This is a genomic window from Saccharopolyspora sp. NPDC050389, assembly GCF_040655595.1.
Taxonomy (GTDB): Bacteria; Actinomycetota; Actinomycetes; order Mycobacteriales; family Pseudonocardiaceae; genus Saccharopolyspora.
Map to the genome: position 1 here is coordinate 1 of NZ_JBFAKG010000038.1, position 19,976 is coordinate 19,976.

16 protein-coding genes and 1 pseudogene are annotated in these 19,976 nt (G+C 67.0%); 7 read left to right on the forward strand and 10 right to left on the reverse strand.

What is annotated here, in order from left to right:
* Positions 1 to 158: 158 nt before the first annotated feature.
* Entirely contained in the window at positions 159 to 476 is a 318-nt protein-coding gene (locus AB0I53_RS24295) for a hypothetical protein (RefSeq protein WP_358607101.1), read from the reverse strand.
* A 507-nt stretch (positions 477 to 983) separates the two neighbouring features.
* Between AB0I53_RS24295 and AB0I53_RS24300 the strand changes: the two genes are divergently transcribed.
* The 5 genes and pseudogenes from AB0I53_RS24300 (at position 984) to AB0I53_RS24320 (ending at position 5,334) form a co-directional block, all read left to right on the forward strand.
* Positions 984 to 1,274: a hypothetical protein gene (locus AB0I53_RS24300; RefSeq protein WP_358607104.1), complete on the forward strand. Its 291-nt coding sequence runs from the start codon at positions 984 to 986 to the stop codon at positions 1,272 to 1,274.
* A gap of 95 nt (positions 1,275 to 1,369) precedes the next feature.
* Positions 1,370 to 4,057, forward strand: a complete 2,688-nt coding sequence (locus AB0I53_RS24305) for a polymorphic toxin-type HINT domain-containing protein (RefSeq protein WP_358607106.1) — start codon at positions 1,370 to 1,372, stop codon at positions 4,055 to 4,057.
* 11 nt (positions 4,058 to 4,068) lie between these two features.
* A complete protein-coding gene (locus AB0I53_RS24310) occupies positions 4,069 to 4,458 on the forward strand; it encodes a hypothetical protein (protein WP_358607109.1) in 390 nt (129 codons plus the stop codon).
* A gap of 144 nt (positions 4,459 to 4,602) precedes the next feature.
* A pseudogene (locus AB0I53_RS24315) lies at positions 4,603 to 4,803 on the forward strand (zinc ribbon domain-containing protein); the annotation flags it as partial.
* Positions 4,804 to 5,172: 369 nt separating this feature from the next.
* Complete coding sequence (locus AB0I53_RS24320; protein ID WP_235884178.1) at positions 5,173 to 5,334, forward strand: hypothetical protein; 162 nt, start codon at positions 5,173 to 5,175, stop codon at positions 5,332 to 5,334.
* Between the two features lie 348 nt (positions 5,335 to 5,682).
* Here AB0I53_RS24320 and AB0I53_RS24325 read toward each other — a convergent pair whose 3' ends face one another.
* The 6 genes from AB0I53_RS24325 to AB0I53_RS24350 all read right to left on the reverse strand — a co-directional run bounded on the left by AB0I53_RS24325 (position 5,683) and on the right by AB0I53_RS24350 (position 11,662).
* Entirely contained in the window at positions 5,683 to 6,639 is a 957-nt protein-coding gene (locus tag AB0I53_RS24325) for a site-specific integrase (RefSeq protein WP_358607112.1), read from the reverse strand.
* Positions 6,640 to 6,761: 122 nt separating this feature from the next.
* A complete protein-coding gene (locus AB0I53_RS24330) occupies positions 6,762 to 7,088 on the reverse strand; it encodes an AbrB/MazE/SpoVT family DNA-binding domain-containing protein (RefSeq protein WP_358607115.1) in 327 nt (108 codons plus the stop codon).
* Between the two features lie 895 nt (positions 7,089 to 7,983).
* Entirely contained in the window at positions 7,984 to 9,048 is a 1,065-nt protein-coding gene (locus AB0I53_RS24335) for an integrase core domain-containing protein (protein ID WP_358607117.1), read from the reverse strand.
* 45 nt (positions 9,049 to 9,093) lie between these two features.
* Positions 9,094 to 10,305, reverse strand: a complete 1,212-nt coding sequence (locus AB0I53_RS24340; protein ID WP_358607120.1) for a DNA cytosine methyltransferase — start codon at positions 10,303 to 10,305, stop codon at positions 9,094 to 9,096.
* Positions 10,302 to 11,270 (reverse strand): DNA methyltransferase, encoded by a 969-nt coding sequence (locus AB0I53_RS24345; protein WP_358607123.1) that lies wholly within the window; start codon positions 11,268 to 11,270, stop codon positions 10,302 to 10,304. The genes AB0I53_RS24340 and AB0I53_RS24345 overlap by 4 nt, the downstream gene beginning before the upstream one ends.
* Before the next feature lie 20 nt (positions 11,271 to 11,290).
* The gene (locus AB0I53_RS24350) at positions 11,291 to 11,662 is read right to left on the reverse strand and encodes a hypothetical protein (protein ID WP_358607126.1); all 372 of its coding nucleotides are present in this window, start codon (positions 11,660 to 11,662) and stop codon (positions 11,291 to 11,293) included.
* Positions 11,663 to 12,823: 1,161 nt separating this feature from the next.
* Between AB0I53_RS24350 and AB0I53_RS24355 the strand changes: the two genes are divergently transcribed.
* Complete coding sequence (locus tag AB0I53_RS24355; protein ID WP_358607129.1) at positions 12,824 to 13,147, forward strand: hypothetical protein; 324 nt, start codon at positions 12,824 to 12,826, stop codon at positions 13,145 to 13,147.
* Between the two features lie 115 nt (positions 13,148 to 13,262).
* Positions 13,263 to 14,195: a LysR family transcriptional regulator gene (locus AB0I53_RS24360; RefSeq protein WP_358607132.1), complete on the forward strand. Its 933-nt coding sequence runs from the start codon at positions 13,263 to 13,265 to the stop codon at positions 14,193 to 14,195.
* Here AB0I53_RS24360 and AB0I53_RS24365 read toward each other — a convergent pair.
* Genes AB0I53_RS24365 through AB0I53_RS24375 form a run of 3 tightly spaced genes read right to left on the reverse strand, consistent with a single transcriptional unit; the run spans position 14,184 to position 19,715 of the window.
* Entirely contained in the window at positions 14,184 to 15,296 is a 1,113-nt protein-coding gene (locus AB0I53_RS24365) for an Mrp/NBP35 family ATP-binding protein (protein WP_358607135.1), read from the reverse strand. The genes AB0I53_RS24360 and AB0I53_RS24365 overlap by 12 nt on opposite strands.
* A gap of 17 nt (positions 15,297 to 15,313) precedes the next feature.
* Positions 15,314 to 18,151: a molybdopterin-dependent oxidoreductase gene (locus AB0I53_RS24370; RefSeq protein WP_358607137.1), complete on the reverse strand. Its 2,838-nt coding sequence runs from the start codon at positions 18,149 to 18,151 to the stop codon at positions 15,314 to 15,316.
* A 19-nt stretch (positions 18,152 to 18,170) separates the two neighbouring features.
* Entirely contained in the window at positions 18,171 to 19,715 is a 1,545-nt protein-coding gene (locus AB0I53_RS24375; protein ID WP_358607140.1) for a 4Fe-4S dicluster domain-containing protein, read from the reverse strand.
* Positions 19,716 to 19,976 lie beyond the last annotated feature (261 nt).

Genomic DNA, 19,976 nt, shown 5'->3' on the forward strand with positions numbered 1-19,976 from the left:
GACCGGCACCGGTCTGCTCAGCGCCACGACCTCGCACGATGCCCACCAGCTTGCCGAACTGCCGCACCGACAGCCCCGTGAACGTCGGTATCCACGCCGGCTGGTCAACCCCGATCACCTGCACCAGCACATGATCCACTACCCGCCCAGACCCGCGATTACGGGACAACCTTTAACTGCGCCACGTTCTCGTAGTAGGTGTCGTCCTGCCCTACGGAGAAGAAGCGCTCGTCGAGGGCGTCGAACCGCTCCGGCACGTCCACGCGACTGCGGCTGACATTGAGACTGGAGACGACCATGCCCTGCTGACCGATCTTGACTTGGCCCACCTCGTGCCGGATTCCATCCGAGGTGAAGATGACCAGATCGAACATGGTGACGAAACCGCGGTCGTTCCAGGTGTCCCGGACCAGTTGCGCGCTGGGAAAGGTCGTCGGAAGACGCGGCCCTCGCCGTTCCACAACGGTGAAACGCAAACCTTCCTCCGTTCACCCACTTGCGCCGCATCGACGCCACCAGACTCGCAAGGCTACGCCTCAGAAGGACGTGCTGAAGGAGCGCTGAGCCCGGCACCGCGACGGGCTGCGCTCGTTACCGAGGTAGAGGTGACAGGCACGGCCCGACCACGCCAGCACCTTGAACAAACCAGGCTGGCAGACCTCAACGAGCTGGGAGCGCTAGGTCTTGATGTCGGTCTTGAGTTCTTGCTGGGAGGCGCTGAGGGTCGCGTGCTCATTCCTGGTTTGGTCCACGGTGGACCGGAGCTGGGGCAGCTCTGTCTCGAGCGCCGTCGTTTCCGTGCAGCGGAGCTGCCCTACCCATGCCCCGCAGCCCGGCGATCGTGGCATGTGCCGCGGCCAGTTGGTGTTGAAGCGCAGCAACCTCCGCTCCCTGATTCCTGCCGAACAAAACGACCCTGGTCCCTTCATCTGATGCCCCTGAGCCTGTGCGCTGGGCATCGTCGCCGTGCTCAGGTCTCATCCATGGATATCGAAGAGAGCACCTGGCGTTACAAGCAACTGCGGCAATGCCCCGGCATTCACCGGACTGGCCTAGCGTGCTCTCCTACCTGGATGGGCTTGGTGCCCAGGGTCTTCTTTGTCAAGGAGATCACGATCACCTGGTATGTCGGATTTTTCTGCTTGGTGATCGGATGTCCGCTGGCTATGTTCTTGGTGTGTTCCCTGGCGTTCTCCGTCCTGGTTGAGTCGCGCGGCTTGCTGCCGTGCGTCGATGTCGTCCTGAGCATTCGCCGGGTCGGGGTTGCCGCTTGAACCGCTCCGCTGCCGTGGGTTGATCGTTTCGCGTGCGCGGCTCGGTTCCCCTTCTTTGCTGGACCACTGTCTGAAGCTCATCGTTGGGGTTCTCCGTGTTGCGCTACTTGCAGCGGCGCGCCGTGCTGTGCGCCTATCGCGTTGTTTCGGTGTTGTTGGTGCTGGCCGTGACGGCTGGCCTGTTGACCGTGCCGCCGCAGTTGGCGTTCGCCGCTGGCGGTGAGATCCCTGAGCAGGAGCAGGGGAGCGCGGCCGGGCTGCCGCATTCGGTCCCCGCTGAGGCCACCAGTCCCGGAGGTGATTCCGGCGGTGTGCCGCACAATGCGCCGCCGGCCAAGGGGTTGGCGCCGGACACGAGGCATCCGGTGTCGGGCCTGCCGCAACAGGAAGTGGAGCGGACCGAGGTCGAGGTCGGCGTCGCGCCGCCGGCTGAGCCCGAGGGGTTCGACCCCGCGACCAGCCGTGAGTTGGTGGAGCGGCGGAGCAGCCATCGGCAGGTGTTCGACAACGCTGATGGAACCGAGACCGTGCGCGTGTACCAGAGCCGTCGTTTCACGCAGCAGGACGACGGAAGTTGGGCGCCGATCGACTCGTCGCTGGTCTCCGCGGGCGATGTTTGGCGGACCCGCTCCGATGCCGAGAACAAGCAGTTCGCCGCGGTGTCGGACGCCGACCAGGTCGTGACGATACCCGCTGGGCAACCCAGCCACCTCCACCACGCCGACCGGCCTCACCACGCGATTCACCCATGTGTAGGTGCGGGTCGTCTTCACGCCCTCAACCGGCTTGTGGCCGCAGACGGCGGACGGGTGGCGTACGCGGGCCGGTCCCTGGACGTGGCCGCAGGAGGCGCATCGCTGTACAGCTATCTGCCGGGCGGCGAGCCACTCGGCGTCACCACGGCCGGCACGTCGGGCGTGGCGGTGGCCAACCAGCACACCGACCTGGTCGGCGTGGTCGATCCCACCACCGGCGGCCTGTCGGGTTGGAGGACGTTCACTCCGCTCGGGTCCCAGATCGAAGCACAAGGTGTCCAGCCGGGATTGGGTTTCCAGCGTCAGTACACCGATCCGGACACCGGCCGGGTCAACATGGGCTCCCGCTGGTACCAACCCGGCACCGGCACCTTCGCCTCCCGCGATCAGGCCGCTCTCGATCCCCGCGACATCGGCAACGCCAACCGCTACACCTATGCCGGAAGCTCCCCGCTTAACCACACCGACCCCACCGGGCAGTGGGTACCAGTGGCAGTTGCGGTTGCCTACGGGGTTTGGCGGCTGGCGCCGGTCATCAGTCGTGTGGTCCAGGTGGGCCGCGTGGTGGGAACGGTGGCGTCTTGGTTCGCTGGTTCCGCTGCCACGAGTAACACTTTTGGTGGCAGGAGTTTTCCCGCGCCGCGGTACCTGCCGGGGCAGCCGCGTTACCACTCGCCCAACCTGAGCCGGTTCCTGAAGTACAACACCGGTTCCTCGGGTAAGACGGGGCGCGGAAAGATCAGCGGTGGCGTTCGTGCTGGGTCCCGCTGGGTGTCGGGCGGCTCGGCCGCTGCTCGTGCCGCAGCGCTGGCAGCGGCAGAGGCGGCCCGTCAGGCCGCACGCGCGCAACGCGTCCGCATGGACGCACTGACCCCGCACGCCCGCCCGCCGCTGACGCAGACCATCGCGCCCAACATCCAGGCACAGATCGACGCGGCACGAACCGCAACGCCAATCGAACTCGGCGTGCTTGGCTCCGCCGCGGATGAACCGTTCATCCCGGACGAGCTGACCGCAGCTGGAGGTCCGGCTCCGCTGCCGCCACAGGCACGGGCGATTTACAGCGGTGACGGCTGCGAAATCACCGAAACCTGGAGCAGCAGCGACGGCTACAACCACAACCGAAGCCTGCTCTACGACGGTTGTGGCTCGGGTGGTGGCGGCGCTGGATCGACGCCACTTCTCGAGGCCGGTGCGCTAGGCACTGGGACACAAGGTGTCGAATCGTGCGAGCCGAACAGCTTCGTGCCCGGTACGCGCGTGCTGATGGCGGACGGGTCGACGAAGCCGATCGAAGAGGTCCGCGGGGGTGAGGAGGTTCTGGCCACTGACCCGGTAACGGGAGAAATGACGTCTCGTCGCGTGGTGGCCACGATCGCGGGTGAAGGCCAGAAGGATCTGGTCGAGATCACGGTCGACACGGACGGCCCGGCCGGCGACGAGACCGGTGTTCTGGTGGCGACTGACGGGCATCCGTTCTGGGTTCCGGAGCAGCACCGTTGGGTCAAGGCCGGAGAGCTTGTCGCCGGTGACCAGCTGCAGGGGCCGGATGGCACCCAACTGCAGGTCGTGTCCACCAAGACCTGGACGGCGCTGCAGAGGGTCCACAACCTCACCGTCGACGGCATCCACACATACCATGTCCTTGCAGGACAGACACCGGTCCTTGTCCACAATTCGAATGGAATTTGTGGAAGCGCTGATCCGTTCAGCTTCAAACGTACCGAGGCTTTGTCGGGCAACGCTTCCAAGAGGAATGTCGATTCACTGACGGCTTCAATGAAGGAAAGCGGCTGGCAAGGTGACCCCATCTCGGTGGCGAAGATTGGGGACGACCTCTATGTCCTTGATGGTCATCACCGGGTTGCTGCCGCGAAGCGCGCAGGAATCGACGTGTCGTACCGGATTCTTTCAGACGCTGAAATCCGTGCCAGATATCCTGGGGGCGCTGATGACATCACGACCGCCTGGGCTGAGGTCGGCCCGGATCGTCTAGTGAACAAGTACAGGAAACCGGGGTATCGATGACAGGGGAGCCCTTGAACGAGGTCGAGGCGTACTTGCAAGCCCTGTCCCGGGTGCGCGGCACTGTTCAGCGCTGCCATCCGGGGGTCGGTGGACTGGCTGATCTTCTCCGCCAGTATCGGTCGCGAGCCATGGAAAAGGCCGGAACCATCTGCGAAGGCCTTGAATACAACTTCCATGGTTCAGGGTGCCTCTTTATTGAGGCTGACGGTGCTGAGGTTGACGTCGAGTTCCTAGAGGAGGGGCTGGAGGTTTTTGACTCCTGGCGGGTGAAGCGCTTTTCGATGAGCGTTGAAAAGGAGCCGTCAAGGAGTCTTGAGGAGCTTGCCGAGGTCTGTCGATCCTTGGTTTCTCAGGGGCGATTGACAGAGCCACGCAGCGGATGGTTTTCGATAGCCACGTAGCGCTTCTGCTGGATTGCGGAGGAGAGAAGATCGCCCTCATATCTGATGCCGCAGGAACTGACGAGTCCTCTCTCCTGCAATTCTCGGAGAGGGGTCTCGGAGGGCGTCGGCACGACATCTCGTGGGCGGGCGCGCGTTCAGGACATGCGTGCTGCCCGCAAAACCCAGGATGGAGACACGCGGACCTACGTGTTGGCGGGGCTGATCATGTGCGGGGTATGCGACCGGCGGTTCGATTCGCACTGGGTGCACGAGCGGCCCGGCTACCGATGCCGCCACGGACGAACCAGCGCCCGCACCCAGGCACCGGTTCCGAAGAGCACCTACGTCAGGGAAGACCACCTACTCGAAGCGCTCCGAGCCCGTCTGGCCGATGCCATCGGCAACGACGAGGCGGCCGCGTCCGACTACCTCCGCACGAACGGACTGGTGATCGTCCACTTCGGCCTGGACTGGACCGTCGAAGAGGGAGCCAACCACAGCTCCAACCGGCAACCAGCTGAGCCTAACGCCGTGAACCAGCCGGCGTCTGAACGAACACGACGCCCACCACCACGAACTGACGGTTCTAACAGAGCTGGGCATGGCCTACTCCGAATCAGGTCAGAAGTGTGGTTCTCGAGGAGCTGGGATTTCGTGGCTGCGTGTTGGGCCGACGAAACGCCACGACAGCGTCGGCCTCGCACACGAACTGGGATCGCTCAGGCGTACTTCTTGATCAATGCTGCATCCACGACCTCGGCGATCGTCTCAGCCCCGCGTATGCGGGGACGGTTCCTCGCGCAGCGCCAGAAGGGCCTGTATTTCGGCGTCGGCTTCGCACGCGCGGAGATGGCTCGAGCGGGATTGGCGTTCTTCATCGCTGGTTTTTGGTGACCATGTTGGCTTGACGTCCGCCGCGTCCTGGTGTCAGCAGGTGGGTGGACAGGCGAGCTCGGGCCAGTGCGATGGGATCCGCGCCGAGTGGTGTTCAAGTGATCCGTTTTGACGCTGGCGATGGGAGGAAAGTGGGAGGAGCCTGTTGGTCTGAACCGCGTTGTACTGCGCTGGACGGCAGCGGGCAGCGCCGGTTTGTCCTGCGGTTTCTGGGTTTTCGCTAGTCAGTGTCTCGTGTGGACATGTCTGGGGGTCAAGTGGTCGCGGGGCGCAATACGGAGCGCCTCGTGGCCTGTTGGCAAGAATCATCGTGCTGGGAGATACGCTCGTTCAAGGTAATCAATATTTTCAGTGGTGATTGAATGTTATTTCGTTGTCGGGACACTGGGCTGGTTGGGCGAGTGGGTGGGGTTCGCCGGTGAGGGCGGCGAGTGCGGTGGCGATTTCTTGGGTGCTGGCGCGAATGTAGGTGGTGGTTGTGCCTGTGTCTCCGCTGGGATTGTCGGTGTGGCCTGCGTAGGCGTGGGCGATGGCGTAGCCGAAGTTGCGTTCGACCCAGGTCAGGGTGGTGTGCCGGAGCCAGTGGGTGGAGACCTGTTGGGTGGCGGCCCAGGGTAGGTGGGTGCCGATGCGGTTCCAGAGGTGGTCGTAGCGGCGGGTGGTGATCGGCCTGCCGTTGGTGTAGCGCAGCAGCTGGCCAGTACGAGGTGCTCCGCGGTGTTCGGCGTGCTGCTGCAGGTGGGTCATGAGGGTGGGGGAGACGGGTTGCCAGCGGACGGTTTCGCCTTTTTCGCGGAGGAAGATCAGGCATTGGGTGGGGTCGAGGTCTTGGGGGCGCAGGCCGAGTGCGCCGCCGCGGCGGCAGGCGGTTTCGGTGTGCAGGCGGAGGATGAGGGTGTCGAGGGCGGGGTCGTTGCCGGTGGTGGCGGCAACATGGTTGATCTCGGCGAGGTGGGTGTTGTCGACCGCCCGGCGGGTGGAGGGGAGTCGGCGGGGTTTGGCGACTTTGCTAGCGGGGTTGTCGGCTGGCGTGATGAGTTTGTCGTCTTCGGCGTGTCGGTAGAGGCAGCGGAGTGCGGCGATGAGGTGTTCGCCGGCGCTGCGTCCGCCGCGTGCGTTGCGTCTGGCGACGACGTGGGTCTTGATGTGTTCGACGAGTTGCTTGATTTCCGACGGGGTGGGTTCGTCGAGTCGTCGGTGGCCCCAGTGTTCTTCGATGCGGTTCCAGTAGGAGCTGTAGACGCGGCGGGTGCCGTCGGTGACGGCTGCGGAGACGATCGGGATGTAGTCGGCGAACGTGGGCATCGGCGGCCGGTCCGAGGGTGTGGCGAGAAGATCCTGGGCTGAGAGTCCCAGGCGCTCCAGGAGCAGGCGTGCGGCGTCCAGATCGGCTTGAGACGTGTGCGCGGGCCGAGGTCGGTGAGTTGTCACGCGGAATCACCGTCCAGGCGCCTGGCGTGGAATTCGGCGATCATGTCGTCCAGCGCAGTGGGCGGGTGCACGGTGAGGACGCCGTGGGAGGGCTCGCCGGCCAGCAGGACCCGGTCACCGGGCCACAGACCGCAGCAGTGGCGGACCGGTGCGGGAATCCGCAGGTGCCCCTGCTTGGTGATGCTGAACACGCCATGGGGATCGGTGCGGATGATCAGGAGGCCGTGTGTCTCGTGAATGGCCAGCCGGGTTCCGGGTGTCCAGCCGAGCGCGCTCAGGACTGCTTGGTCGGCGACCCGGCCCCTGGCATCGACCGCCGCCAATCCGTAAACCAGACCACGCTCGCGCGGTGCTGGGACGGAAGGGAGGGGAAGCGTTCGACGAGTACCAGCGACCCTGGGGTGCCCAACGACCGGCGGGCCGTCTTGCCTGGCAGGGGCTGTGGAGGGAACTACCGGCTTGATCACTGAGCCGGTCACATCGACCACCCCCACCACATGCGGTGGGGTAGCCATAGGAACGCTGATTCAGCGTGTCGGAGTGCCTTCAAACACTGGCACGTCAGATGTAGCAGGTATGCCACATTTTTGTGTCCGAGGGGGGACTCGAACCCCAAAGTTGGTGAAATTTCCCGTCTTTGGGGAAATTACACCAGAACGGTAGCAGGTGTGCCTTCCGCAGGCTACAACCCTGTGGCACGTCAAGAGGTGTTGCCGATCGGCGTGGACCGTCGGCCTTTCCTGCTCTGGCGTCGGCATGCGGCTATTAGGGTCATGTTGATCTGTGCCTGCGTCACAGGTGCTGTGTGCCGGCGTTCCAGCACTGCCTTGTTGGGTGGTGTTGGATGCGGGGTGCGCAGTGACCGAGGTAAAGGGAACAGACCGATCCGAAGCAGCCGGGCACGGCCGCTGCAAGGCGCGGGGGCGGGGGAGTGGTCGCGGTGGGGCGAAGGTGCGGTTCGCCTTTTATGGTCGGATGTCGACGAAGGAGTTCCAGGATCGTGAGACGTCGCTGAGCTGGCAGCTCGAGGTGGCTGAGGAGACGATCGCCGGCCGCGGGGTGATCGTGGCCGAGTATTTCGATGAGGGCTGTTCGCGCCGGTGGTCCTGGTCCAAGCGGCCGTCCGCAGCAGCCCTGCTCATGGCCGCGCAGAGCGCTGACTGCCTGTGCCGTGCCAAAACCCAGATTATGGGCCTGACCTGGGTTTTCTGGTTGGTATCAGGCGGCTCGGGCGTATTCGTTGATCAAGCCGCTGAGGACCTTGCGGCAGAGGATGGGAGGGTCGTTCGACATCACCGTCGTGGGATCGTGCGTAGGTGGGTGTTGGTCGAGGCTCTGATGTGGACGGTGGGTGTTGAAGTGGTCCGCGTACTCACATAGCACCGTCATGGCGTGCTGTTCGTGGTAGATCAGGAGCTGGTCGGTGCATTCCTCGCGGACGGTGCGGACGAATCGCTCGGCGTAGCAGTTCGCCCGAGGTGTCCGCGGTGGGGTCTTGATGACCTTCACACCCTCGAACGCGAAGACCGCGTCGAACTCTGGTGTGTACTTGGTGTCGCGGTCACGGATGAGGAACCGGAACGATGCGGCTCGTTCGCCGAGGTCCATCAGGAGGTTACGGGCAACCTGGGTGGTCCAGGCGCCGGTCGGGTGCGCGGTGACACCAAGAATATGCACGGTGCGGGTACGAACCTCCATCACGAACAGGACATACAGCCGACGAAGACTGATGGTGTCGACGTGGAAGAAATCGACCGCCAACAGCCCGGATGCCTGAGCGCGCAGGAAGCTGCGCCACGAGGTGTCCATTCCACGCGGAGCCGGGCCGAGGCGGGACTGCCGGAGGATGCGGCGGATCGTTCCCGCGCCGACGTGATGCCCCAGGCCGACCAGCTCACCTTGGATGCGACGATGGCCCCATTTGGGATTTTCGCGAGCTAAACGGACAACCAGATCGCGGATTTCGGTGCTGATTGGCGGGCGACCTGCCCGCGAGGGATACGTCCACTTTTTGGCGATCAGGCGCCGGTGCCAGGCCAGGAGCGTGGCGGGGGTGACGATCCGCCACAGTCGCACGCTGCGAGGCAGGAGACGGGTCAGCGCGGACAGGAGGGCACGATCCGGCCACGACGGACGCGGGCGTCGACCGACCTGGCGGCGTAACACCGCCACTTCATGTCGCAACACCAGGATCTCGACGTCCTTGGCCGCGGTACGCCGGGCGAGCAGCCCCAGCCAACCGAACACCGTCACCAGTGCCATGTACACCAGTCGAAACACCATGATCCGCGATCATGGCCTGATCACAGAGCTCGACGAAACCCCTGGTCACCAACCGAGGGGCAAGTTATGGCACGGTACAGGGAGGCCCATGAGGTGTTCGACGAAGCCTGGTGAGAGGACGGGGCCGCCGCGCTTGCCCGGCTGGGTAGGAAACGGTGTGCGGCGTCTGAGTATTCGTTCCCACCGGTGGATCGCGGTGGCATAGATACCCCAGTCCACTACGTGATCACCGGCTGCGGCCGACGGCTCATCGTTTCTTGTGGTGTCGTCGTCGGTCAGGAGTTGTTGCCAGGGCTGGTGAGGAGACGGATGACTGCTGAGGGCAGCATCAGGTCGCCTTTGGAACCGCGTTGTGCCGGGCACCCCTTCGTGCCGTCGGTCGCTCGCGGTGTCGGCAACAAGACCCCGGACGCCACGAGCGGCAGGATCTGTTGCGACAGCGGTGGTCGACATCCGGTTCCTGCTTGCCGTCCGGGTGTCCCTGTGTCCGAGGCTCGTGGGGTGGGGAGAAGTCGTGTTTGGTCGGGCAGTGATGGTCCGCCCTGCTGTGTTCGGTGGGTGCAGTTCTTGGCGTCTGACGCCGTCGGTGTCGGCAGTAGCCGTAGATGGTCCAGTAGGGAGAGGCCGCCCTGCCTGCTGGCCGCGCTGATTCCGTTGGAGCCTCCGTCGTGCGCGGTGGGTGTGGGCAGCACCGATGTGGTCATGGTGGGGCCAGGCGAGGAGGAAGACGCGTTCTCGTCGGTGCGGGGCGCCGATGTCGCTGGCGCGGACGCTTCGCCATGCAGCGTCATACCCTGCTTCGGCCAGGTCGCCGAGTACTCGGTGCAGTCCGCCGTTTCTCCAGCGGAGCGCGGCGACGTTCTCCACGACGAACAGTGGTGGTCGTAGTACGCGAAGACCCGCCACGATGTCGGTCCACAGGCCACTTCGTTCGCCTTTCTCGATGCCTTTGCGCCGCCCGGCGCCGGAGATGTCTTGGCAGGGGAATCCGGCGGTGACGACGTCGACTCGGTCCGCCGCGCGCCAGTTGATCGAGCGGAGGTCCCCGAGGTTGGGAGAGGCGGGCATGCGGTGTGCCAGTAGCGTGGCGATGTGAGGGTCGGGATCGGCGCACCACGCGATGCTGCCCCCGCCGAGCGCGGCGAGGACGCCGAGGTCGAGTCCTCCATAGCCGGTGCACAACGATCCCACGACCGGCCCCGAGGTGGCCGTGACGGACAACGTCGCCGCCGATGTGGGTATGGACCGGGCGCTCATGCGGCCCAGCCCTCCGAGGCGCCGCCGGCCACCACTGCGACCCGTTCTCCGATGGAAGTGTCCGCGGAGGACAGCGGGTGGCGCTGGGAGGCTGCGGGGCTTGAGGGCATCGGCGGGCGGCGGAGGACGAGGACGTCTTCGTGGGCGATGGCGCGGGCGGGGACGCCGTGGGCGCGGAGTTTGCGGATGTAGTCGAGTTGGAAGAACGAGGTGCGGGGCACGAGGCGGCCGTCGCGGACTCCGGCGAGCAGCGCGATGCAGCGCTGGACGGGTTCGAGGCCAGCGTTGATCGCCGCGTCCAGCGTCAGGGAGGGGAAGTCGATGAGCTCGCCATCGTGACGGAAGGGCCGGGTGGTGATGGCCACGATCCCGCCGGGCCGCAGTAGAGGGAGGGCGGCGATGAGGATGTCGGTGAAGCCGTGAAGCAGGGTCGGCAGGCTGCGATGGGCGAGGTTGCCGCGGTCGTGGCTGTAGCGGTAGTCGCGTTTCTGTACCCCACCGGAGGCGGCGGTCTGGCCGTGGAGGCTGGCGCCGTAGGGCGGGGAGGTCACCAGCAGCCCGACGCGGGCGGTGTAGGCGCCGGCGAGCCGGGTGAGGGTGTGTCGGGCGTCGCCGTGCAGGACGTGGGCGGTGCCGGTGGCACCGGACTGGGCGGCCAGTGCGAGGTTGGCCTGGGCGACGTCGACCCAGCGTTGTTCGTATTCGACGCCGATGGCGTCGCGCTCTTGGTGGACGGCTTCGACGAGGGTGGTGCCGATCCCGCACATCGGGTCGGCGACGAGGTCGCCGGGCGTGGTGAAGGCGGTGATGGCGTGGGCGGCGATCGCGGGCAGCATCTTGGCGGGGTGGGCGGTGGATTCGGGGATGTAGCGCCCGCGCCGCTGGGTCCGGGCGACTTGCTGGGCGGTGGGCCACACGGTCACCGGCAGCTTGCGCAACGTGCCGCTTTCTCGCGGGGTTGGCATGGACGGTTGGTGGATGTGGTTCATGCCTGGCCTCCGGTCGCCGGGGCACCTTGTGCGAGGAAGATCAGGACATCGGCGTGCGCCGGAACGTGGACGGGGTTGCGCGCCGATACGGGCTCGGTGGACGCGCCGTGGTCGTCGGGGATGAGGAGGCGGTCGCCTTCGACGTGGGCGAGCACGGCGATGACGTGCTGCAGGTAGGCCAGGCCGGCGGTTTCCGCGGCGGTGATGATCGCGCCGGTGTGGTTGGCGAACCGTCCGGGACCCGCGGGGTTGGCGGTGATCATGGCGAGTACTCCGCCGGGCCGCAGCCACCGCGCCCAGGACGCGTACGGTTCACCGGCCGAGGTCGGTGCCGGCGCGGGAAGCTGGCAGGCCACCACTAGATCCACCGACCCCATCGGCGGCCTGTGCCCCACGCGCTGCTGAGGCATGGAGGGCCGGTGACCGTCTGATGGGGTGTCACCGGCGGATGCGGTGGGAAACGGCGCGATACGGATGTGTCGGCCGGTCGCAGAGTCGACAGGAGCGGCGTGCGCATCGGTGTCGGTCGATGTGACGACAATGCTGCCTCGGGCGGGAGCGAATTCCTCGATCGCGCGACGGGTCAACCGCTGGGAAACACTCCGCGTTTCTCCGGCTGAGGTGTTCGGCTGGGGCCCGCACAGCCAAATCCCCAAAGGAACGGGCGCACTCTGGCCTTGGTTTCCTTTACTGTTCTTCGGAGGTGCCGGCGGAGCCTTGATCGTGGCGGAATTCCGGGGCATGGGTGTCATGCGTGTTACTCCGTTATCGGCCTGCGGTGAAAGGTTCTGACACCCTTCTAAAGCGCACCCGGGCCGCTGGATTCACAGCACGCTGCCCAAATTTTTTTGAACACGACCACGCGCTGGCATCTCTATACCGGTGCGGGCTGCGACTGGAGTGCTGTCATCAATCCCGCGATCGAAACCTCGCTGGTGCCTCGCCCTACTTGGGGCGCCGCGTCCAGCACACGACCGGCGGTTGATGATCAGACACGCGGGGATTGACGTCAGAGCATGTGGGGATGCGTTGCGGATGCCGGCACCTCAACCGAAGCCGCTCTCGCCGGTCCGGGCGGCTGATCATTCGCGCCGTCGCAGGGTAGGCGCCGGCCCCTTTCTCGCAAGACGAGCGAGTGGTGCCGCCGTCTCACAACCCCGCTACGTGATCGAGTTCCGCGCTGCATGACGTGATTCTGGTCGCTTCGTCACCCGGCGGGCCGTTCGGCGCGAAGCTGGCGATGGTGCAGAGCGGGGATGTGGTCGCGGGCGCGGCCATGCAGGTCCTGCTCGCCTCTGTCGGCAGCCTGACCTTCGGCCCGACCGCCAACGGCATCCTCGCCATCGCCAAGGTCGGTCCAGGAGTGTCCTTCGACGTCGGCGCGTTGGTGCTGACCGTGGCGATCCTGCAGCTCGTTCCGTTCGCCGTCGGCCTGCTGCTGCGACGATGTACGGCACCTGTCGCGCGTTCTTGGCATCCCACCGCCGTCAACGTCTCGAACGTGACTTTCGTGATCGTGCTGGGCGGGCATGCTGCTGGGCAACTGGCGCGACGTCGTCACACTGCTCGGTTCGCTGACGCTCCTCGCCGGGTTCGCCCTCGCCACCGCGGCCTTCGTCGCCGGAACGTTGCTCGCCACCGGGTCGGCGGTGCGCCGCACCACGATGGGAAGCGTCGCAGCGGTGCGTAACGTGGGGCCCGCGCTAGCTGCCGTCGGTATCGCCTTCGGAGACGAGCCGGCGCTCCTCGGCGCGCTCGCCGCGGTACTGCTCTCCGGGTTGGCGGCAGCACTGCCAATCGCGGCGATCCTCGGCCTACGGCGCAGCAGAACCCGCAGCGACGGCAACGGCTGAACTGCTCGACACTGAGATCAAATGATCGGTCACGATGACCTTCACTCCACCAGGGCGGGCCGACTCACCCGATCAAGGGTCCCCAACACGGCGTGCCGCTCGTAGGATCCGGGATGTGGCACCGCTGTCGCCCCGGATGCCGGAGATCGGCGCGCTCGAAGTGCTGCTCAGCGTTGCACGGCTGGGGAGCTTGAACCGTGCGGCCAGGGAACACGGCATCTCGCAGCCTGCCGTGAGTTCCCGGATCCGTTACATGGAGCGGCTGGTTGGTGTGCGGCTGCTGGAGCGTTCCACCTCCGGTTCGCGGTTGACTCCGGCCGGCGCGCTCGTCGCGGACTGGGCCCGCGACGTCGTGGAGTCCGCGGCGGTGCTGGATGCGGGGATCAGTGCGTTGCGGGAGAAACGTGCGCATGAACTGGGGGTGGCGGCGAGCATGACGGCGGCCGAGTACCTGGTGCCGGGCTGGCTGGTCGTGCTGCACGAACAGGCGCCGGAGTTGAAGGTGTCGTTGCGGCTGGCCAATTCGGCTGAGGTGGCCAGGTCGGTGCTCGGCGGTGAGGTGGAACTCGGGTTCGTCGAGGGTCCGTCGGTGCCCGAGGGGCTGGACAGCCAGGACGTGGCCGCCGACCGGCTGGAAGTGGTGGTGGCGCCGAGCCACCCGTGGAGTCGTCGGCGCACTCCGATACCGGCGGCGGAGTTGGTGGCGACCCCGTTGATCCAGCGGGAACCGGGTTCCGGCACGCGGTACACGCTGGAGCGGGTGCTCGTCGACTTCGGGCCGCTGGCCCCGCCCCTGCTCGAGGCGTCCTCGACGACCGCCGTCCGCTCTGCCGCCGCAGCGGGGGTGGCACCCGCGGTGATCAGCTCGCTCGCGGTGGCCGGGGACCTCGTGGAGCGTCGGCTGGTCGCGGTCCCGGTCGAGGGCATCGACATGCGGCGAGTGATCCGCGCCGTGTGGCGGTCCGGCCATCAGCTGCTGGGACCAGTGCGGGACCTGGTCGGGGTGGCGACGCGGTCCCGGCACGCCAAACGTCGCTCACACGACTGACAGCGGCAGCGGCACCCCCGCGAGGCCGCGCCGCACCACCGGCAGTTCCGCGGCGAGCGTCGCCATCGCCACCGCGGACGGCGCATCGGGATCGCGTGCTACCACGGGAATCCCGGCGTCGCCCGCTTCGCGCATGGCGATGTCCAGGGGCACCTGCGCGAGCAACGACACGCCGAGTTCCTCCGCGAGTCGTTGACCGCCACCGGCGCCGAACAGCGGTGTGGCTGCACCGCACGAACCGCACACGAGCGCGGACATGTTCTCCACGACACCGGCGATCGGCATCCGCTGGTCCCGCGCCATCCGACCAACGCGGGCGGCGACGTTCTGCGCCGCGGGCTGCGGTGTGGTCACCGCCAGCAGCGCGGCCTGCGGCACCAGTTCCAGCAACGAAAGCGCCACGTCACCGGTGCCCGGCGGCAGGTCGAGCAGCAGCACGTCGAGATCGTCCCAGTGCACGTCCACCAGGAACTGCTCCAACGCCTTGTGCAGCATGGGGCCGCGCCACACCACGGGTTCGGCGTCGTCGACGAAGAATCCGACCGACATCAACCGCACGCCGTGCGCCTCGACCGGCAGCATGATCCCGTTCAACGCGATCGGGTTGCGCCGCACGCCGAACAGGTGCGGGATTGAGTAGCCCCACACATCCGCGTCGAGCACGCCGACGCGCTGCCCGGACCGAGCCAGGGCGACCGCGAGGTTCGCCGTCACGCTGGACTTGCCGACACCGCCCTTGCCGCTGGCCACGGCATAGACCCGGGTCCGCTCGTCGAGCCCGCGCGGTTTCTCGCCGCGGATGTTGCCGGCGAGCTCCATGCGTTCCCGCTCCGACATGGTGCTGAAACCGACCTCGACCGAGGTGGCGCCGGCGTCGGTTGCGGCGGTGCTGATGGCTTCGCGGAGCGACTCGCGCAGCGGACATGCCGAGGTCGTCAGGGCGATCTCGATGCGCGCCCGACCCCGGCGGTCCACATTGACGTCGCGGAGCATGCCCAGCTCGGCGAGACCGCGGTGCAGCTCCGGGTCCTCCACGGCGCCGACAGCGGTGCGCACCAACCCGCTGTCGAGGCGGGGTTTTGCCCCGTGTTTCAACAACATCGGCATACCTCCGTGGGTCAGGCTCGGTAGGCGCGGCGCACCGGTGGTACCGGGCGCATCAGGAACTCCGGGCGGCGCTGGTTGTCCGGGCCGAGCGTGTACCGGGTCTTGGCCAGCCACTCCCGGTACACCTCGCGGGAGCGCTGGGTGTCGACGTAGACGTCGCCGTAGCGGTCTTCCGGGTGCGCCGGGGCCAAACTGATCTTCTGCAGCCAGCAGTGCATGCCCGACCACGGGTCCGGATGCACCGCGAATGCGAGGTTCTGGTGCACGCCGGGGTCCTGCCAGTCGATGCGCGCGGAGTCCGGGTCATCGGAGTCGAACGGTGCGATTCCCGTCTTGTGCCGCAGCAGGAAGGTGTGCTGACCGTCCGGGTGGGACAGTTCGACCATGCCGGAGACCCACCGGCTGCCTTCGCCGGGGTGCAGTCGCCACCGTCCCATGTGGTGCGACAGTGCGCATACGCCCGGCCGGATCCCTTCGGTCACCCAGACGCGGCAGACGAAGTAGCCGATCTCGGTGCTGATGCGTACCAGGTCGCCGGTGTCGACGCCGTGGTGCCTGGCGTCGGTGGAGTTCAACCACAGCGGGTGGGTGTTGCTGATCTCGTTCAGGTATTTGGCGTTCCCGGACCGGGTGTGGATCAGCGTCGGCAGCCGGAAGGTCGGCACCAGCACGAGTTCACCGGCGGCGGTGTCGATCTCGCTGTGGGCGACGTGCGATCGGATGTATCCCGGGGTGGCGTGCTCGGGCCAGCCCCAGTCGCGCATCGTCGTCGAGTACACCTCGAGCTTGCGCGACGGGGTGAGCCAGCCGGCGGTGATCGAACCGTCGTCGTGCCGCACGCCGACGGATCCGGCCTCGCCGACGACCGGCGGCGCGGACTCCAGCGTCACCGGCCGCCGGAACACCCCATCCGAATCTGCTTCCGCCCCCTCCAGCTCGGCCTCGGTAAGTTCCCGCTCGTCCTGGCGGTAGACGTCGTGGTCGATCTCCACGACGCCGTAGCGGCGCATGTACTCCAGCGGCGTCATTCCCTGCTCGGCCGCCTTCTCCGGCAGTCCCGGCACCTGGTTCTCGAACATCCAGCGGTAGTACTCGTCGACGGTGATCTTCTCGCCCGGGCGGTACGGGGACTCGAAGTGCTTGCGGATGCCCAGCGCGTTGTCCGGATCGATGCGCCAGGACAGCTCGAACCAGAACTCGTTCTCCTCCCACACCTCGCCGGGGTTGGTGTCGCGGGTGTCGGTGTATTCGCGACCGAGCCGATCCATCGCGACCCGGCGCACCGGTTGGCGGAAGCCGAGCCACCGGCCCGCGTGGGTCTCGTAGGAGTGCGTGTCGTGGCGTTCCGCGCCGTGGCCCATGGGCAGCACGTAGTCGGCGAACTCCGCGGTTTCCGACCAGGTGGGGGTCAGCGCGACGTGCAGGCCGACCTTTGCCGGGTCGGTGAGCTGCTGTATCCAGGTGAATCCGTCCGGGTTGGTCCAGACCGGGTTGTAGACGCGGGAGAAGTAGACCTCCAGGCGGCCACGGCCCTCGGCCAGGAAGTGCGGCAGCAGGATGGACATCTCGTTGGTGGACAGCGGGTATTCCCGCGGCCAGGTCAGCTCGTTCCAGTGGTCGTGCGGCGCGGGCATCGCAGGCCCGTGCGGGATGAGCTTGTTCCAGCCGTTGGGGCTCGTGCCGCCCTTCGCGCCGATGCTGCCGGTCAGCGCGAGCACGAACCACAGCGCGCGGGCGACCTGCCAGCCGCCGAGGTTTCCGGCGCACGCCGAACGCCAGACGTGCGAAGCCAGTCGGCCGCCGCACGCGGCCACCGTCTCGGCCACCTCGGCGATCTTGTTGGCCGGGATCCGCGACTCCCGGGCGGCGAACTCGAAGGTGTACTCGGCGTAGTCGGACTCCAGACGGTCGAGGAAGGTACCGAAGTCCGACGGCGCGTCGGGGTGCAGTTCGCGCAGGTAGGTCTGCCAGTTGAACCAGCGCTGCAGGAAGGCCTCGTCGATCTGGCGGGTCCGCAGCAGGTGCGAGGCGACCGTCAGCAGGATGGCGGCCTCGCTGCCCGGCCACGGCGCCAGCCAGGTGTCGGCGTGCGAGGCGGTGTTGGACATCCGCGGATCGAGCACGATCAGCTTCGCGCCGTCCTGCTTGCCCTCCATGATCCGCTGGGCGTGCGGGTTGAAGTAGTGCCCGGTTTCCAGGTGCGAGGACAGCAGCAGGATCACGTTGGCGTTGGCGTAGTCCGGCGATGGGCGGTCGTAGCCGGCCCACAACGTCATGCCGAACCGCGCGCCGGACGAGCAGATGTTGGTGTGGCTGTTGTGTCCGTCGACGCCCCAGGCGTTCAGGAATCGCTCGGCGAAACCGTCCTCGCCGGGTCGCCCGACGTGGTACATCACCTCTTCGTGGCGGTTCTCGACGATGGCTTGCCGGATCCGGGCGGCGATGTCGTCGAGCGCCTCGTCCCAGCTGACCCGCTGCCACTGCCCGGCGCCGCGGTCGCCGGTGCGCTTGAGCGGGTGCAGGATCCGTTCCGGGTCGTTGAGCTGGTTGATCGTCGCCGGTCCCTTGGCGCAGTTGCGACCCCGTGACCCCGGGTGCGCCGGATTGCCCTCGAGCTTCTTGATGGACAGATCGTCCTTGTCGACGTAGGCGAGCAGTCCGCAGGCGCTCTCGCAGTTGAAGCAGGTGGTGGGCACCAGCGTGTACGAGCGGGGCACCTTCCGCGGATGCGCCTTGGCGTCGTACTCGACGTGGTCGTCCCAGGTGGACACGGGCGGGAAGTTGCGCAGGTGTTCGTGGTTCCGCGCGCCCGGCAGCGCCGGTTCGGGGCGTGGTTGCTCGTCGTGCATGGGCGTTTCCTCTCCCGATTCAGGACAGCGGAACGTCTTGGGCGGCGCGCACGAACACGCTCTCGTAGGCCAGCAGCGCGCCCTGGACGACGACCCCCGCCAGCACCGGGAGCACGACGGACGTGCCCTGCCATCCGGTTGCGGCCGCCACCGCGGCGACGCCGGCAGGCACGACGCCACCACCCCAGAACAGGCGCGCGTAACGGCCGTGGGTGACCATGTGCGCGGCGGCCTGGGAATTGCGGGTCGGGTGCCGGCCCAGGTACTCCAGGAGCAGCATCACCACATGCAGGACGGTGCTGATCGCCAGGCTGCGGGCGACGAGCGCGACCGCGTCGCCGGACGGGTCGGCGAACGCTGAAAGCGGCAGCAGCGCACCGGCGCCGACCATCACGGCCTGCACTATGAGGTGCCAGAACAGCAGCGGGGACTGCCACAGGTCGCGGCCTTCGGCCTGGCCGAACAGGAATCCGGTGTACCCAGCGGTCAGCGCCGCTGCCGGTACCACCGCCCAGGCCAGCGGATCCAGAATCGCGTTGGCGGTGCTCGTGCCGACCACCCCTGCGGCGGCCAGCGCGCCGGTGCACAGCCAGGCGGTCGCGATGGCGGCGAACACGCCCAGCACCATTGCGCCCCAGACCAGCCACGATGTCGGGTTGGGTTTCAGCAGCAAGTACAGGAACCGCTTGGGCTGCTTCAAGTCCCAGACCAGCAGAACCCCGGTGGCCGCCACCCCGACGACACCGAGCGCCGGCGCGACGACCGTCCCCAGTGGACCGAGATCGATGCCCAGGAACCGCGCCAGCGCGGCGACTAGCAGTGCGCCGGCGCCGAACGCCTTCGTCCACAGGTAGGTCGTCACCCGCCACCCCCACGGGCGCGGATGCGCTGTGTTCAGCGTGGTGCGCGCGTGGCTGACCGGGTCGACGGGCAGGTCCTTCGATGCCTCGCGGCGGTGCTCGTCGGGCTGCGCCCAGATGTAGGACTCGCCGGTCGGCGCCGCCAGCGGATCCAGGACGGCCCGGTCCGCGCCGAGGTAGAAGACGTTCGGCCCGGTGTTCTGCTCGGGCGCGCGCACCTGGACGGGATTCTCGTTGACCAGCTTGGCGATTCCGCTGCCGGGGTCGTCGAGGTCGCCCACCCAGATCGAGTGGGTCGGGCACACCACGACGCACGCCGGCTCCAGGCCCTCGTCGACCCGGTGGGCGCAGAAGTTGCACTTGGCGGCCGTGTGGGTGTCGTCGTCGATGTAGATCGCGTCGTAGGGGCAGGCCTGCATGCAGCCCTTGCAGCCGATGCACCGTTCCCGGTCGAAGTCGACGATGCCGTCGTCGCGTTTGAACAACGCTTTCGTCGGGCAGATCTGCACGCACGGCGCGTCCGTGCAGTGGTTGCACCGCATTACGCCGAAATCCCGGGTGGTGGCGGGGAACTCACCCGATTCGACGTACTTGACCCAGGTGCGGAACTGGCCGACCGGCACCTCGTGCTCGGTCTTGCACGCCACGGTGCAGGCGTGGCAGCCGATGCAGGTCCGCTGGTCGATGGCGAAGCCGTAACGCACACCGTCCTCCTCGCCAATAGCAGGGGTGGAAAGCGATCGGGGTGGGGCGAACTGCCGGATTCGCCCCGCATGAACAGACCATAGATCGGTTCGCCTGCGTCGACATCAAAGGCAGCTGTAGAGGGGTATCAAGTGATCTTTGGAGCGCCGCGGTGTGCTGATCTTGGAGCGCCCAGGGGCCTCGCAGCGTGCCCAGTTGCGGATAGACGATGTGCACGCTTGGGGTTGTCCACGAGGCTGATCTGCGACAACAGGAGAACA